13 protein-coding genes are annotated in these 15,703 nt (G+C 64.1%); 7 read left to right on the forward strand and 6 right to left on the reverse strand.

From position 1 onward, the window contains the following. Nucleotides 1-314 precede the first annotated feature (314 nt). Nucleotides 315-1,232 (forward strand): formylglycine-generating enzyme family protein, encoded by a 918-nt coding sequence (locus GGR25_RS23640; protein WP_183401413.1) that lies wholly within the window; start codon nucleotides 315-317, stop codon nucleotides 1,230-1,232. An 81-nt stretch (nucleotides 1,233-1,313) separates the two neighbouring features. Here GGR25_RS23640 and GGR25_RS23645 read toward each other — a convergent pair whose 3' ends face one another. From GGR25_RS23645 to traC, 5 genes are all read right to left on the reverse strand, one after another. Then, on the reverse strand, nucleotides 1,314-1,763 hold the full coding sequence (locus tag GGR25_RS23645; protein WP_183401368.1) for a YidH family protein: 450 nt from the start codon (nucleotides 1,761-1,763) through the stop codon (nucleotides 1,314-1,316). Nucleotides 1,764-1,809: 46 nt separating this feature from the next. Then, entirely contained in the window at nucleotides 1,810-3,237 is a 1,428-nt protein-coding gene (locus GGR25_RS23650) for an arylsulfatase (protein ID WP_183401369.1), read from the reverse strand. Nucleotides 3,238-3,652: 415 nt separating this feature from the next. Continuing rightward, entirely contained in the window at nucleotides 3,653-5,578 is a 1,926-nt protein-coding gene (gene traG / locus GGR25_RS23655) for a Ti-type conjugative transfer system protein TraG (protein WP_183401370.1), read from the reverse strand. After that, the gene (gene traD / locus GGR25_RS23660) at nucleotides 5,565-5,780 is read right to left on the reverse strand and encodes a type IV conjugative transfer system coupling protein TraD (RefSeq protein WP_183401371.1); all 216 of its coding nucleotides are present in this window, start codon (nucleotides 5,778-5,780) and stop codon (nucleotides 5,565-5,567) included. The genes traG and traD overlap by 14 nt, the downstream gene beginning before the upstream one ends. Nucleotides 5,781-5,784: 4 nt before the next feature. Further along, nucleotides 5,785-6,081 (reverse strand): conjugal transfer protein TraC, encoded by a 297-nt coding sequence (traC, locus tag GGR25_RS23665; RefSeq protein ID WP_183401372.1) that lies wholly within the window; start codon nucleotides 6,079-6,081, stop codon nucleotides 5,785-5,787. A gap of 252 nt (nucleotides 6,082-6,333) precedes the next feature. Here traC and traA point away from each other — a divergent pair, with 252 nt between their 5' ends. The 5 genes from traA (at nucleotide 6,334) to GGR25_RS23690 (ending at nucleotide 12,668) form a co-directional block, all read left to right on the forward strand. Further along, the gene (traA, locus tag GGR25_RS23670) at nucleotides 6,334-9,636 is read left to right on the forward strand and encodes a Ti-type conjugative transfer relaxase TraA (protein ID WP_183401373.1); all 3,303 of its coding nucleotides are present in this window, start codon (nucleotides 6,334-6,336) and stop codon (nucleotides 9,634-9,636) included. Nucleotides 9,637-9,698: 62 nt separating this feature from the next. Then, nucleotides 9,699-10,163 (forward strand): conjugative transfer signal peptidase TraF, encoded by a 465-nt coding sequence (gene traF / locus GGR25_RS23675; RefSeq protein WP_246410269.1) that lies wholly within the window; start codon nucleotides 9,699-9,701, stop codon nucleotides 10,161-10,163. After that, a complete protein-coding gene (locus GGR25_RS23680) occupies nucleotides 10,084-11,319 on the forward strand; it encodes a conjugal transfer protein TraB (RefSeq protein ID WP_183401374.1) in 1,236 nt (411 codons plus the stop codon). Before traF ends, GGR25_RS23680 begins: the two co-directional genes overlap by 80 nt. Nucleotides 11,320-11,334: 15 nt before the next feature. Beyond that, complete coding sequence (locus GGR25_RS23685) at nucleotides 11,335-11,934, forward strand: TraH family protein (protein ID WP_183401375.1); 600 nt, start codon at nucleotides 11,335-11,337, stop codon at nucleotides 11,932-11,934. A gap of 419 nt (nucleotides 11,935-12,353) precedes the next feature. Continuing rightward, a complete protein-coding gene (locus GGR25_RS23690) occupies nucleotides 12,354-12,668 on the forward strand; it encodes a transcriptional repressor TraM (protein ID WP_281378688.1) in 315 nt (104 codons plus the stop codon). 10 nt (nucleotides 12,669-12,678) lie between these two features. On the opposite strand, the gene GGR25_RS23695 is transcribed toward GGR25_RS23690, so the two are convergent. Then, the gene (locus tag GGR25_RS23695) at nucleotides 12,679-13,395 is read right to left on the reverse strand and encodes an autoinducer binding domain-containing protein (RefSeq protein WP_183401377.1); all 717 of its coding nucleotides are present in this window, start codon (nucleotides 13,393-13,395) and stop codon (nucleotides 12,679-12,681) included. A 1,220-nt stretch (nucleotides 13,396-14,615) separates the two neighbouring features. Between GGR25_RS23695 and GGR25_RS23700 the strand changes: the two genes are divergently transcribed. Next, entirely contained in the window at nucleotides 14,616-15,647 is a 1,032-nt protein-coding gene (locus GGR25_RS23700) for an AraC family transcriptional regulator (protein ID WP_183401378.1), read from the forward strand. Nucleotides 15,648-15,703 lie beyond the last annotated feature (56 nt).

Here is a 15,703-nt window from a genome sequence, read left to right on the forward strand (position 1 = left end):
GCCACGCATTTTACGCCACGGCTCGCATGCGCAGGGGCTGAGCGAGTAGTTCAGGGGCACAGACATCAGGCCTCCACAAGGCCGGACAGTCGTCGATCGCGGCCGCCATTGCCGAGCTGGGGACCGGGTCGACGCTTCTCTTGGCTTGAGTGACTGGGTCGGTTTGCCATCTTGATGGTCGGCTATCGCTTTTCCGGCTCGTCGCGCGCGTGCTACCTGAAGTAGTCACCGCAAAGAGGGATTTGTTGATGGCAAACTTTCGGCATACCGGACCTTCTGTCGAAGTTTCGCACGAGCAAGCGGTGCATCGGAACATGGTCCGGATTCCAGGCGGCACGTTCCGCATGGGGTCGGACCAGCACTATCCAGAGGAAGCGCCGGTCCATCGGGTAACCGTTGACGAGTATTGGATGGACCGGACGCCGGTAACCAACCGGCAGTTCAAGGAATTCGTCCGCGCGACCGGCCACGTCACAACGGCAGAGATCGCGCCCGATCCGAAGGACTATCCGGACGCCCCGCCTCATATGTTGTATGCTGGCTCATTGGTCTTCACGCCGCCGGCGCGGGCGGTCGATCTGCGCCATTGGGGAGAATGGTGGAATTTCATGAAGGGCGCGGACTGGCGCCATCCCGGCGGTCCGAGGACGAATATCAACGTCCTCGACAATCATCCCGTCGTGCACGTGTCATTTGCCGACGCGCTGGCTTATGCCACTTGGGCCGGGAAGGATCTGCCGACCGAAACCGAATGGGAATTCGCGGCGCGCGGCGGTCTCGACGGTGCCGAATATTCCTGGGGCGACGAACTGACCCCCGGCGGCAAGCACATGGCCAACACCTGGCAAGGGAACTTTCCGAGACAGAATCTGGTCGAAGACGGATATGAGCGAACGTCGCCGGTCACGGCTTTCCCGGCGAACCGTTATGGTCTCTTCGACATGATCGGCAATGTCTGGGAATGGACGACGGATTGGTATTCCGCAAAACATCAGTCCGATGCGCCGAAAGCCTGCTGCGTGCCAGAAAACCCGCGGGGCGGCAGCGAAGAGGGGAGCTACGATCCCAACCAGCCGTTGATCAATATCCCGCGCAAGGTGGTGAAGGGCGGTTCTTACCTGTGTGCGCCGAATTACTGCCGCCGCTATCGTCCGGCCGCTCGCCAGGCCGAAGCCATTGATACCTCTACGGGGCATCTCGGATTTCGTTGCGTGGTCCGCCAGCCCGATTAAGCTGGCGTGGCCTCAGTTGGCAAAGGGATTGCCCGCAACAACGGTGCCGAGGGCCCTCTCAAGGCTGCGTGCGTTCCTTCTTCAATGGCCTGCTGGAACAAGGTCCAGCAGTACAGAGACAAAGGCGAACACCCCGACGCCGGCCAGGAGAATGGCAAGCCACACGACCGGGGATCGCAGCTCATCTGTCCTGGTTCCGGCTATCGGGGCGAATGGGCCCTGCGAAAGGTAGCGCCGAGTCCAATGATATCGCCACAACGAAGCGAGAAGCGCGAGTACGCCGCACCCGATCAGAGCCAAGCCCAGATATTCCGGGGCGCGTGGAATATGGGCCTCGTGCACTCCGGGCATGTGTCCAAATCGGGCGAAGAACTGGACGATCGCGAACCCGAAGCTGATCAGTGAGGCTGCGGTTCGCAGCCACGCCATCATCGTGCGCTCAAGCGCCAGGACCGAGCGAAGCCAGGCGAAGTGGTTACTCACCGAGGGGCTGGCGTCGAATCGCGGATTGGGCTCCGGGAGCTCTGTCATGGCGATAATCCCTGCGGCGGCTGTCCTGCGGCTGGCTCTCCGCGGCTCACTGATAGCCTTCGAAGTCCGCACCGAGCGGGATGTTCGGATAGCGCTCGAGAGACCGCCGGTACTCCGAGACGACGCCCTCGATGGGAGCGATCACCCAAGCCATGCCCATATTGGTTTCAAAGAGATTCACCTGTTCGCCGGGATCGCTGCTGAGATCGTACAGGATCGGGAAGTATGGCGTGACGACAGGCCGGGTGATCCCTTCAGCGTAGCGGAATACGGCCTTCAGGTTGCGCCACTTGACGGACATGAGCTCTCCGTCCGGCCCGAAATACATCAGGCTCTCGCGGCCGGAAGTCGGCCTTTGCCCGAGCATGAACTCGGACGCGTCGATGCCGTCGATTGGACGGTCTGTCGGCATGCGCCCGCTCTCACCGGCCAGGCCGGCCAGCGTCGGCATCCAGTCGACCGAGGTCAGCATCTCGTTTGAAACCACGCCGCGCGGGATGCTTCCCGGCCAGCGGATCATCGCGGCGGTCCGGTAACTGCCTTCGAAGGGGGGCGTGAAGAAATTGCCTCGCCACGGGCCGTTCGATCCGCCGCCGCCACCGGCCGGGGCGTCGGCGGTGTTGTCGCTGCTGAAGACGACAATGGTGTCATTTTCGATCCCCGCCTCCCGGATGGCGTCGAGCACTTGTCCGACGCGGAAATCAATCTCCGCGATGCAATCCGCGTAAATTCCCTGGCGGTCCGGCGAGCCGCGGAGGAACGCCGGATGCACCGTGACGGGCGGATGGACGAGCGTCATGCCAAGATAGAGGAAGAATGGCTTGGACCCGTCGGCCGCCTGCCGCCGGATGAAGTCGGTACCGTGGCCGACGATCCGTTCGTCCATGTGCGCCTTCAGCTCGAGCGTAAAGGGCTCGACCGGGCGGGACGCCGATCCTCGCTGACCCTCCCAGATGTGCGGTGCCGGATATCCCAGTGACCGAAAGAGCGGCGACTCTGCATAGGCCGCTTCATCCGACGAGTTCAGTATGCCCCACCACTCATCGAAACCTTGGTCGGAGGGCATTCGGCCCGGCGTGTTCCCGACATGCCATTTGCCATAGAGCGCCGTCGCGTAGCCCGCGTCGGAGAGAAGCTTGGGCAGGGTGTATTCCCATGGCGCGAGGCCCATCTGGCCTTCGCCTGGGAACGGGACGCGCATATTGCCGGTGCGGACGGGATATCGACCCGAGAGAATCGCCGAGCGGCTCGGCGTGCACTGGCACTCGACGCTATAGTTGGTGAACCGCATGCCATCGGTAGCCAAGCCGTCGATCCGCGGCGTCGCGACCTGGCCACCATAGGCGCCGAAATCACCCCAGCCGAAATTGTCGGCCAGAATAAAGACGATATTCGGCTTTCGCCCGGGGGCCGGGCCGGCTCCCTGCGCAATGGCTGTGGAAGCTACGAGCGACGAGGCGTGCTCATTGGACATGTACATTCACTCCCAATAGCGGTCCGCCTTCACAGGCAGTTGCAGTTGCCGGCGATTGAAACCATGGAGATGAACTCGCCCGGCGGAATCAGGCTCCATCTGGATCAAAGCAGGCGATCGTTTCAAGGTGGGCAGCTGGGATTCGGATGGAGCGGTACGATGAAATCAGGGGGCGTCACCGATCAGGAAGTCCTCCGGTTCGTCATGGCCTGCGCGCGATAGGGCGCGCGGCTTTGCCCAGCCTGCCTCACGTCACTTCAGCAGCGGCAGCAGGAGATGCTGGGCGAGCCGCCTGCGGCGGACGGCTCTGTTCGCTTCGCTCACGGAGCCCGCAGGCAGTCTCCGCCTTTCGGTGACGATCCTCTGGCGGGATGAGGCGGCAGGATCGACCGGCCCGCGACACGGTCAAGGAGCTTCACTCTACGGCCTCCGTCCGGTGGAAGCGATTGGCGTCGACACCGGCCTTCATATCGTCCCGCCTAAACCAGATGGCGCGGCCGCAGCGCAACGGCGCATTGCCGGCCGTGAACACGATCTGCTCGTCGGCGCGCATGCGCAGCACCTCGTGCGGCAGGATCAGCGGCCGGCACGCCAGCTGCTTGGAGCGTGTGCGCGACGATCCCGACATCTGGGACGAACGGCTGGTCTGGTCGACCTCAACCGTCGTGTCGCCGCAGCGCTTCGAAATGTAGTCGGCGGTCTCCGGATCGTTGATCGCCGCGAACGAGATCCACGATGCGCTCTCGAACCATTTCGAGGTGGCGTCGCGGCCACCATAGGCCTCGCGCATCTGGCCGATCGACTGGAAGAGCAGCGTCATGGTGATGCCGTACTTGCGGCCGGCGTCGCGGGCAGTCTCCAGGATGCGCAGGAAACCGAGACGCGCCACCTCGTCGAGCAGGAACAACGTCCGTCCCTTCACCTCCCCGTTGCGATTGTAGAGGGCGTTCATCAGTGCGCCGATGATGACGCGGGCGAGGCCCGGATGGGTCTCCATTACCTTGAGGTCGAGGTTGATGAAAACGTCGGTTGCGCCCTCGGCAATATCCGCCGTGGTGAAGCTCGCCCCCGAGACCAGCGCCGCGTAGTTCAGGTAGGATAGCCAATGCGTCTCCTTCACCGCATTGGCATAGACGCCGGAGAACGTCTCCGGTGTCATGGCGATGAACGGCGCGACGTTCTCCTTCACGAAGTCCGAGGACGACTTGTCGTAGATCGCCTGAAGCCGCTCGCGCAGCTTCGGCTCCGGCTCGGAGAGATTGGCACGAACCTGCCGCAGATGCTGGTCGTGCCTTTCCGTATGACCGGACAGGCAGACGTCGGCGATGAGCGCCGTCAGGAGCTGCAGCGCGGCGCTGCGAAAGAAGTCGTCGCGCGCCGAGCCCTGGCGCGGATTGTCGGTGATGATCCATGAGGCGACGGCGGCGATATCCTCTTCCTTCGTCGCGCCGTGCTGGCCGATCCAGTCGAGGACGTTGAAGCCGATCCCGGTCGAGCGGGGATCGAGCACATGGACCTGGCGGCCGGCGGCGCGGCGATGCCGCGTCACCATCGGTGCGACCTCGTTGGAAGGATCCAGCACGATGAGGCCACCGCCCCACTTGAGCGCCGTCGGCACCGTTACCGAAGTCGTCTTGAAGCCGCCAGAGCCCGCGAACACGATGCCGTGGGACGATCCGAACGAGCCGTCGAAGCAGAGCAGGGGTGCGCGGCCGCCCACCCCCCAGGTTTCCTTGTCATCGGCACGAAAGGCCCGGCCGCTGGCGCCGCCGCGATCGACGCGATAGCGCTCGCCGATGACGATGTTCCCCGAGTCCGGGAACAGACGCTCGGCCTCGTTCATCGCCATCCAGTCGCTCTCGCCGTGGATTGCGCGCTTGCCGCGGATGCGGCGCGGCACAGGCGCAGCGAAGGCCGCATTGCCCTTCATGGCGACGCGGAGTCCGTAGACGCCGGCAATCGCTGCGACCATTGCGCCAGCGATCGTCGAGGGGTCGACGTAGGCGAGAAGGCGCCCACCCGCCGGCACCATGCCGGCGATGGAAAGCAGACGGTCGGTCTCGCGCCAGACCGCGATCAGGATCACGGCGAGCGCGCCGAGCGAGACGCTGCGCCCGACCGCCTTGATCGCCGCCGCGCCGGCCGATGCGAACAGGAAGATCACGCCGATCGCTCCGGCCAGGGCGTAGGGCGCCGCGATGCCGATCCGGCCGAGCAACAGGCTCATGCTTGGCGTCGATCCGAACTTGGACAACCCTGCTTCCATCCCGATGGTCGCGATACACAGGCCCAGCATCAGCGCGGCCGGCCCCATTGTGAGAGCGATCCTAGTCGCGGTCATTGCCAAAGGCCTCCGCGCCGATCTTGGTCAGGCGCGTTCGCTCGGACTCATCGGCGCCGAGGCGGCGACTTGCATCGATCAGCAGGCCGAGCAGCAACGCGCGTTTCTCATAGCGCAGGCCCGCCTTCACGATCAGGCCGCCGAGCTCGATCTTCTCACGGGTGTCCTGCTTTCGGGCGTCGGTCGAGGTCGTCCGCTTCATCCGCTCAAGCCTCGCCAGCGCTGCCCGCAACCGCGCCAGTTTCGACCTTCGCGGCAGCTCCGGCCTCCTGGGTGTCGCCGCCGACGCTGATCTTGCCGGCCGTGCCTTTCTTCCTGCCCCGAAACCGCCCGGCCAGCTCTTCGAATGCCGCCTGGAGCTCGGTCTCCTCGATCTCGATCTCGCCGAGCCCGGCTTTCAGCGCCACGCGGCCAATCCTCTCGGCCTCCCGCGTTTCGGCCGACTTCAACTGCTCCTGCAGGCGAGCGATCTCTTCCCTGATCTTCGATGACGGCTTCTTCATTCCGATCGTATCTCCCTGGGCGAAGCTCAGCTTCGGACGCGCCAAGGATCGAGGGAGGATGCGCGAAGCGCACCCCCGTTAATTCTACAGTCGGCGGAGCCGACGCCGCAGGCGATGATCCCGACCGTTCCGAAGGAGCGGTCCAAGGGCGCAATTATACGTCGCTACCGCGACGCCCTTGCGCAGGGCGCCCGTGGTCCCTGACCTGCTCCCGACGGACGGCACTGTCGTTGCTCTGGAGCCTTCCTCGCCGTGGCCATCCCCCACTTCTCCGTCAGCATCGTCAGCCGCGGCAACGGCCGTAGCGCGGTACTGTCCGCGGCGTATCGGCACTGCGCCCGGATGGACTACGACCGCGAGGCCCGCATCGTCGACTACACCGCCAAACAGGGCCTTCTTCATGAGGAATTCGTCCTTCCGGCCGGCGCACCGCCATGGCTCCGCGCGCTCATCGCCGACCGCTCGGTGGCGGGCGCGGCGGAGGCCTTCTGGAATAAGGTCGAAGCTTTCGAGAAACGCTCCGACGCTCAGCTGGCAAAGGACGTGACGATCGCCCTGCCGCTGGAGCTGAACGCCACGCAGAACATCGCGCTCATGCGCGAGTTCGTCGATCGGCACATCCTGGAAAATGGCATGGTGGCCGATTGGGTCTATCACGATGCGCCGGGCAATCCGCATGTCCATCTGATGATGACGTTGCGGCCGCTGACCGAAGGGGGATTCGGGGCAAAGAAGATCGCCGTTGTCGACGTAAACGGCGCGCCGGTGCGCAACGCCGACGGCAAGATCACCTACAAGCTGTGGGCGGGCGATGCTGCTGATTTCAACGCCTTCCGTGATGGCTGGTTCTCCTGCCAGAACCGTCATCTGGCGCTCGCCGGCCTCGACCTGACCATTGATGGCCGCTCTTTCAAGAAGCAGGGGTTCGAGGTCGAGCCGACGATCCACATCGGCGTCAGTGCGAAGGCGATCGACCGCAAGGCGAAGGAACGGAGCTGGTCGCCGAAGCTCGAGCGCCTTGAGCAGTTCGAGGAGACCAGACAGGACAATTGCAAGCGGATCCAGCGCCGGCCCGAGATCGTCATCGATATGATCAGCTGGGAGAAGAGCGTTTTCGATGAGCGCGACATTGCGAAGATCCTGCACCGCTACATCGACGATGCAGCGACGTTCCAGTCGATCATGGCGCGCATCGTCCAGAGTCCGCAGGTGCTGCGGATCGATCGCGACAGCGTCGACTTCTCCACCGGCGAGTGCCTGCGCGCCCGCTACACAACGCGCGAGCTCATCCGGCTCGAGGCCGAGATGGCGAACCGCTCGATCTGGCTCGCCGGTCGATCCTCGCATGGCCTTCGAATGGAGACGCTGGCGTCGACCCTTGATCGTCACCCACGGCTGTCCGGTGAACAGAACGCGGCGATCGAACATCTCGTTGGTGCGGAGCGGATCGCGGCGGTCGTGGGCCGTGCCGGCGCCGGCAAGACCACCATGATGAATGCCGCGCGCGAAGTCTGGGAGGCGGCCGGTTATCGGGTTGTTGGTGGCGCGCTCGCCGGCAAGGCGGCCGAAGGTCTTGAGAAGGAGGCCGGCATCCTTTCGCGCACGCTCGCCTCATGGGAGCTGCGCTGGAAGGAAGGGCGCGACACCCTCGACCAGAAGACCGTCTTCGTGCTCGACGAGGCGGGAATGGTGGCCTCCCGGCAGATGGCATTGTTCGTCGAGGCAGTGATGACGTCCGGCGCGAAGCTGGTCCTGGTCGGCGATCCGGAACAGCTGCAGCCGATCGAAGCTGGCGCCGCGTTCCGGGCGATTGTCGATCGCGTCGGCTATGCCGAGCTCGAAACCATCTATCGCCAGCAAGAGGCGTGGATGCGCGTTGCGTCGCTCGACCTTGCACGCGGTCGCGTCGGGGCCGCGATCGCCGCCTATCAGGCTCAAGGCAAGGTTGTCGGATCGCAGTTGAAGGTCGACGCGATCGCCAATCTGATCACCGAGTGGAACCGCGACTACGACCCGAGCAAGACGAGCCTGATCCTCGCTCATCTGCGCCGCGACGTGCGCCAGCTGAATGAGCTGGCGCGGGCAAAGCTCGTCGAGCGCGGGCTCGTTGGGGAGGGCTGCGACTTCCGCACCGAGGACGGGCCGCGCCGGTTCGCTGCCGGCGATCAGATCGTCTTCCTGCGCAACGAAGGGGCGCTCGGCGTGAAGAACGGCATGATCGGCCGGCTCGTCGAGGCCGGTCTGGGTCGGATCGTCGCCGAGATTGGCGAAGGCGAAAACCGACGGCGTGTGACCGTGGAGCAGCGCTTCTACGCGCACGTCGACCACGGCTATGCGACCACGATCCACAAGTCGCAAGGGGCAACCGTCGACCGGGTGAAGGTGCTGGCCTCGCTCTCGCTCGATCGTCATCTCACCTATGTTGCGATGACCCGACACCGCGAGGACCTCACGGTCCACTACGGGCGCCGTTCCTTCGCCAAGGCCGGTGGGCTCGTCGCGATCCTAGCGCGGCGCAATGCCAAGGAATCGACGCTCGACTATGAGCGCGGCAGCCTCTACCGCCAGGCGCTGCGTTTCGCTGAGAACCGTGGCCTGAACATCGTCAGCGTGGCCCGCACGCTGGTCCGCGACCGGCTCCATTGGACGTTGCGCCAGAAGGGCCGGTTCGTTGAGTTGGCGGCGCGCCTGCGCGCGCTCGGCGAGCGCCTTCGGCCAGCGCAATCCCGCACTCCCGTCGTCAGAGAGGAGACCCCACCAATGGTCGCCGGCATCACCGTCTTTCCGACATCGCTCGAGGACAAGGTCAAGCAAAAGCTCCAGCTTGATTCGGCCGTGTCGAAGCAGTGGGAGAACGTGTCCTCGCGTTTCCGCATGGTGTTCGCGGACCCCGAGACGGCCTTCCGGGCGATGAACTTCGGCGCGATCCTCACCGATCCGACGGCGGCCAAGGAGACGCTCGATGCCTTGGGCCGGGCTCCGGCTTCGCTCGGCCCGCTCAAAGGTCGGACGGGGCTTCTCGCGGGCGCGAAGGACAAGAATGACCGTCGCGTCGCCGAGCTCAACGTGTCCGCTCTGATCCGGGACATCGAGAGCTATCTGCGGGTTCGCCAGCAGGCTGTCGATATGATCGAGAGGGACGAACGGAAGCTCCGCCAGCGGAAGTCGATCGACATCCCGGCACTGTCTCCGGAGGCGCGCGGTGTACTCGATAAGGTCCGTGATGCCATCGACCGCAACGACTTGCCGGCGGCAGTCGGATTTGCGGTCAGCAACCGCGAGATCAAGGCCGAGATCGATGCGTTCGGAAAGGCCGTCTCTGATCGCTTCGGCGAGCGAACCCTGTTGGTCAATGCCGCCCGCGAACCCGGTGGTGGTGTGTTCGCGAAGGCGGCGGAAGGATTACGCGGCCCCAACCGTACGAGGCTGCGAGAGGCCTGGCCGCTCCTGCGTGCCGCGCAGCAACTCGCGGCTCACGAGCGGACCGCGGCGCGGATGAAGCAGGCAGAGGACCAGCGCCTCTCGCAGCAACAGAGCCGGGTGATGAAGCCGTGACCTGCCGGCGACCATTCATCGTGCTGGCCGGGGGTGCCGCTCTCCTCATCGGGACCGCCGCCATGGGCGGATGGGGCGGTCTGCGGATCAACACGACCCCGAGCGAGCCGCTCGGGCTGTGGCGGATCGTGCCTTTGGCCCGCCCGCTCGCGCGAGGCGAACTGATCTTCGTCTGTCCGCCGCGGACGCCGGAATTCGAGCTGGCCTTCGCGCGTGGCTACCTCCGGCGCGGCCTCTGTCCAGGCGGCGTCGGGCCGCTCATCAAGTCCGTCGCGGCGTTGTCCGGCCAGCGCATTGAGGTCGGTGCGGACGTTCGGATCGACGACGAGCGTCTCGCCGGTTCCGTACTCCGTGCCTCCGACGCCGCGGGGCGTCCGCTCGTCCCGTTCGCCGGAGGAGTGGTGCCGGCCGGACAGATCTTCCTCCATTCCTCCTTCGCGGGATCCTATGACTCACGATATTTCGGCCCAGTGCCGATCGACGGCGTGCTCGGCCTTGCCCGTCCCGTCTTCACCGTCGATCCCTGATCGTTGGCACGCCCCGGTTCTCGTGCTCGCCGCCATCGGTGCCGGCGCCGTGGGCTGGAGCGGTCACGTTCTCACCTTGCCGGTCGCGCTGTTGTTCCCGGCACTGTGGTCGGCGGCACCGTCGCGATCGACGGCGGCGCTACTCTCGGCGGGCTATTTCCTTGCCGCCTCCCGCGGCCTTCCCCACGGGGTGGCGACCTACTTCGCCTCCGATCTCTGGCTCGGAGCCCTGCTTTGGTTCGGTGCGTCGACTTGCTTCGTGCTGGTCCAGACCGTGCTCTGGACCAAGCACACCGGACCGGGAAAGGGCATCCGCTTTCTGAGCGCAACCTTGCTGATGGCGATTCCGCCCTTCGGGATCACCGGCTGGGCGCAGCCCGTGACGGCTGCCGGTGTTCTTTTTCCTGGATGGGGTTGGTGGGGGCTTGCGGCCACGGTGTCTCTGCTCATCGTCCTGACGACGCGGCGCTGGCCGCTGGCCGCGATCATCGTCGCCGGATTCTGGTCATGGTCCGCGGCATCATGGACGTCGCCCGCCGAGCCCGCGGGGTGGACGAGCGTCAACCTGGAGCTGGGGCAGACCCTCGGTCGTGACGCCACATTGGAGCGGCAGCGCGATCTTGCACGCAAGGTCCGTCGTGCCGCAGCCGAAGGGGCTCGGGTGGCGGTTCTCCCGGAGAGTGCGCTCGGTCTGTGGACACCCACCCTCGAACTGTTCTGGCGGCATGAACTGCGCGCGCTCGACATGACGGTGATCGCTGGTGTGGTCGTCATCGACCGGGACGGCTATGACAACGTCATGGTGGAGGTCTCCGCCGCGGCGGCAAGGGTTTTCTATCGCGAGCGCATGCCCGTCCCGGTCTCCATGTGGCAGCCATGGCGGAGCTGGATTGGTGAGCCGGGAGGCGCCCGCGCTCGTCTCCTCGCCGATCCCGCCGCCATCGTGGAATCGACGCGGATCGTGCCGCTGATCTGCTACGAGCAACTTCTGGTCTGGCCTGTCCTGCAATCGATGCTGGGCGCTCCCGATCTCGTCGTCGGAATCAGCAACGCCTGGTGGACGGCCGGCTCGTCGATCTCGGCGATCCAGCGGTCGAGCATGATCGCATGGGCGAAGCTCTTTCGCCTGCGGCTCATCATGGCCTTCAACACATAGACTGGAGATCTGCCGATGGTGGACGCCGCCCTCATCCAGGCTTGCGCCGATCCCGGCCTGAAGCCTGCCATCGTCGAGAAATTCGTCGAGCAGGCAGGATCTTCGGACCCTCTGGCGATCACTGTCCGATCCGGCACCCGCGTCGTGTTGGTGCTGAGGCCTTCGTCGCCCGACGCCGCAATGGAGCTGGTGCGACAATATGTTGGCAAAGCGGCCGTTCGCGTCGGCATCACACAATATCCTGCCGGTCTCGGGATGTCCGACGCGGCGGAACTCAAGCCAGATCTGCTCGATGCCTGCGCGAACATTCGGATGGGTACCGGAATGTTCGCCAAGGTCTATCGCATCGTCACGAAATGGTACGGCAGTGCGCGCGAGGAGGCCTTCGACGATGCGATCGATGCGTGGAAGAGCGGGTACTTCGAAGGCACGTACGTCTTCACCGAGCCGGACCCCGGCGAGACGAAGCTCGCGGTGCCGCGCTCCGGCGCAGGTGATTCGAATGGCGACGCGGGACCCGTCGAGCCGCCAACGCCTGGACGAGGTGGCGATTCCGATCCCAACAAGGCGGAGACGCGCGTCGATCTATCAAAAATCGGCGGGCGCTCGCCCTGAGGCGCAGATCGGCGCGGCAACGCGACATGGACGCTACCTGAGGCCTCATCAACGCTGACACCACAGGCAGAGCCACGTCCACATAAATGGGCTGCTTCTCATGGGGTCGTCGAGCAATTCTCGTGACCAATGCCCTCCACGCGATGGTCGTGGCTAGAACGCGGCAGCCTCCATCTCTATAAGAGACGCAGGGCGGTACGCGCCGCCCGGGGGCTTAGAAACCCCTTGCATAGCGGTTGGTGCCGGCTGTTGCGGCACCGGATCCTCTGGCCATTGGCCGGGGGCCTGTGACGCATGTCCAGGTGCCTCGGTACTAAAGGTCATAGGGGCCGTCTATGCACGGTTTTCTAACCCCCGGCTTGGGTTCAAAGGATTGTCGTCGGCGGGGGCGCACCGCGGACTAACTTTGCTTGGTGGCGATGTCGGATTCGGACCTTTCCAGCGAGGCGAAATGTGGAGAGGTTCTTCGGGACTATCTCGCATCCGTGGACAAGACGATGCTGGAGCGCCTGGTCATCGACGCGATCCGGGAGCATCGATGTCTTCTGGAATCGGACCAATTGCTCCACGAGGAATGGCAGCGCGCGGCCACAAGCCCCTCGGTTCCGCAGGAACATGCTGAAGCATTGCGCGCTCACTGCCTCGACAGGCAGCAAGCCACCGCGGCCCAGCAGGAGGTCCTATCCTACATGCTGAATCTGCTCGGTTATATCCCGAACGTGCCGACCGATTGAACGGTGGCGGTCACTCGGGTCCAAGGAGCCCGTGATCCTTGGCGATAGCAACCGCCTGGACCAAGTTTGCAGCGTCGAGCTTGCCGCGCACATTGTCAAGATAGTGTTGCACTGTACGGTGCTGCACATTTGTCAGATCGGCGATGTCCTGCATCGATTTGCCCTTTGCCGCCCATCGGAGGCAAACAAGCTCCTTCGGCGACAGGCCGAAGTCGAGCACGTGGGCTGGGCGCTGTGCCAGCACCTTCAATCGATAGTAGGTACACAAGGCAGCCCGCACCGCGCCTTCCGCATCGCGTGCAAACGAAGAATCCGTCCGCGGACGTGAGGACGCCAAGGTCAACATCAAGGTGGACTGGAAACTGCCACGAACGGCCGTCGTAATGCCGGACCGAATGCCAAAATCCATCGCCTCCGACCGGAAGCGCTTAAGTTCACGGGACTCGTCATGTTTCGCCCACCCCTCCGCTGACCAGTCGAACATCGCCATTCGGCGCTTTGCTTGGGTGACGACCGGATCGATCACTGAATATCTATTGCGGAGATAGATGCCTTCCCATTCCGACGGATAACTGTTGAAAGTCTTGATGTCAGACGCAGCAATCTGGAGATATGCGAAGCGCTCGAAGCCACACGAGACGGCATAATTCTTCAGAGCGATTTTGACCGTTCGCTCGTCGTTTGCGACATCGACTGTGTCGATCAGGGATTGGATCTGTTCGTTCAACCGTGTGTCCCTCCTATCAGCAGAGCGTGCTTTTTCGCGCCGTCTTGTGTTGTCGAGCGCTGCCCAATTGAACAGAGGAATGGCCTGCCTCCCACTGTGCTGCGCTGATCGGAGGTCAGCTTGATCGAGACGGCTGCACAGGGGGATGCGATTTCGGACACCGGAGCGGCAGCTGAATCCGCCGTGTCCGGTCTCATAGCGCTTACGTCTTCCATCTAGGGATATGCCGTATGGGAACTGATCCAGACCATAATCGATTTAACGGGCCGATGACGCCGGCATTGGCCGCGAATACTGTCGCGGTTCCAGGAAGGCGCAGTCGTTCTCGGGCGACAGAATGGAGGATCGAAAGCGCTGCCGGAGATCCCTGTGAGCTGCCTATTGAGGCAGTTCTTGCCAGCATGTCCGAGACCGCGATCTGGCCCCGCCCAACGCCATGTGGGGTATCTATGATCGGAAGGTCGAAGATGTGCCCGGTAATGTCGTCGAACACGAGGTTGAGATCACCGCCTTTTCGTATCATCTGATGGCTGCCGTTGGGAAACCTCGGCCAGCATGGTCCACCTCTCACGCGCCTGCCCTTTCACACCCTGCTCAAGTTCTTTATGACGCAACAAATGAACTCGCGCTCCGTCAAGCATGCGCCTCATGCGAGCCTAAGCAGCGGCTGGATTCGCTAGCCACTCATTTCACGACGGCCCGTCGCGTTTCGGGAGGGTTGCCGCGTGGGTCGAAGTCGCCGTCATTTCTGGAATGACATCGGGGCATGCTCGCCTTTCGCGCGATGAGGGCGGGAAAGAGCTTCACAGCACGCGCCGGCGACCGCCGTAACGTCGGGTGGGCATATGTGATCCCACTGTTACATGTGCGGTGCATCAAAGGGAGCAAACACGCATATTTTACATTGTGGTGGTCGATCGCGGTGTGGCGGGTCCAGTTCGGGCGCCGGCCCCGATCGGCGCGTTTGAAGATCTGCCCGGCATGTGGCAGACCTGTCGGGACAGGCGCAGGCAATACGCGAGAGGCAACCCAAGAAACGCCCAGATGCATATCAACATCGGCCGGAGCGGCTCGGTGAAGCTAGCGAGTGATTCTTGCATAAGTAGGCTGTGCGTGGCGCCACACGGTTAGACAGTATGACTGCGGATTTTCAACCTGCCCCACATCTGGCGCCCGCGGCTGAGCCCCTTTTGCGAAGCGCCGAGGGCAATGTGCCATCCATGATCTCGGCGACGGCCATGACCGGCGTGTCGGCCTTCGTGCGCGCCGCTTTCGGAGCGAACGTTCTGAGGCACGCCAACCAGGCGACGATGCTCGACATGGAGATGATCGAGACCCTCGACTGCTTCATTCCTCAGGCCATCATGACGACCTTCTGCGACGCGGTGGAGCGAAGTGCGGGCGAGGCGAACTTCGGCCTCATCCTGGCGCCATATTTGTCCGTTTCCGACCTTGGGCAGTGGGGGGAATACGTTCTGGCGGGGGACACGCTGCAGGACGCCATCGCCCGCGCCGCGACTTCCCTCGGCTATCATTGCAGCGGCGACCGGATCACGCTCTCCGCCAGCGGCCCCGAGGGGCGGCTGCGCTATGTCAGCGCCGCGCGCGGAATGCCGGGCTACTCCCATGTCGCCATCGGCAATGCGGGCTCGATGCTCAGCCTGTTCCGGTCCTATCTGTCGTCTGACTGGACGCCGCAAATGATCGAGCTGGACATTCCCCGCCCGCGCATATCGACGCCGTTCGAAGATACGTTTGGTTGCCCCGTGACGTTCGACGCCGCCAGCGTTTCGATCCTCTTCGAGGCCCACGTGCTGGATCACCCTGCACGACGCCGGCCGCGCGTGCACCCGATCACGCTCGAGGACGTCGCCCGCAGCCGATTTGCGCCTGCGGATCTCGACAGCTTCGTGAATGTGGTCGTCGCGCACATATGGGCCCAGGTGCTCGCGGGGGCCGTGTCGCTCGACAGCACGGCGCAGGCGCTCGATATGAGCGTCCGCTCGGTGCAGCGCGAACTCAATCGGGAAGGGGTTGATTTCCGGGCGCTCACGAATGCGATCCGCATTCAACGTGCCAAGGAACTGCTGGAAGGCACCAGGGCGTCGATAACCGAAATCTCGACCGCGCTCGGCTATTCGGCCCCCGCGAATTTCGCCCGCACGTTCCGAAAGGCGACGGAAGTGGCGCCGCAGGAATTTCGCCGGCTGGCATGGTCGGCCGCGACACCCAGGCATTCAGGAAACAGGTGAAGCTGCCTCCTGCTCTGTTAGGGTGGCAGAGGCTCAGCCTCTGCCACCCTGATGTT

This window comes from Kaistia hirudinis (assembly GCF_014196455.1).
GTDB classification, from domain to species: Bacteria; Pseudomonadota; Alphaproteobacteria; order Rhizobiales; family Kaistiaceae; genus Kaistia; species Kaistia hirudinis.

Bases quoted from the DNA above. Each gene is read 5' to 3' on its own strand.
- GGR25_RS23640 (WP_183401413.1), top strand. From the start codon at position 315: ATGGTCCGGATTCCAGGCGGCACGTTCCGCATGGGGTCGGACCAGCAC.
- GGR25_RS23645 (WP_183401368.1), bottom strand. From the start codon at position 1,763: ATGACAGAGCTCCCGGAGCCCAATCCGCGATTCGACGCCAGCCCCTCG.
- GGR25_RS23650 (WP_183401369.1), bottom strand. From the start codon at position 3,237: ATGTCCAATGAGCACGCCTCGTCGCTCGTAGCTTCCACAGCCATTGCG.
- traG (WP_183401370.1), bottom strand. From the start codon at position 5,578: ATGACCGCGACTAGGATCGCTCTCACAATGGGGCCGGCCGCGCTGATG.
- traD (WP_183401371.1), bottom strand. From the start codon at position 5,780: ATGAAGCGGACGACCTCGACCGACGCCCGAAAGCAGGACACCCGTGAG.
- traC (WP_183401372.1), bottom strand. From the start codon at position 6,081: ATGAAGAAGCCGTCATCGAAGATCAGGGAAGAGATCGCTCGCCTGCAG.
- traF (WP_246410269.1), top strand. From the start codon at position 9,699: ATGGGCGGATGGGGCGGTCTGCGGATCAACACGACCCCGAGCGAGCCG.
- GGR25_RS23680 (WP_183401374.1), top strand. From the start codon at position 10,084: ATGACTCACGATATTTCGGCCCAGTGCCGATCGACGGCGTGCTCGGCC.
- GGR25_RS23685 (WP_183401375.1), top strand. From the start codon at position 11,335: ATGGTGGACGCCGCCCTCATCCAGGCTTGCGCCGATCCCGGCCTGAAG.
- GGR25_RS23690 (WP_281378688.1), top strand. From the start codon at position 12,354: ATGTCGGATTCGGACCTTTCCAGCGAGGCGAAATGTGGAGAGGTTCTT.
- GGR25_RS23700 (WP_183401378.1), top strand. From the start codon at position 14,616: ATGATCTCGGCGACGGCCATGACCGGCGTGTCGGCCTTCGTGCGCGCC.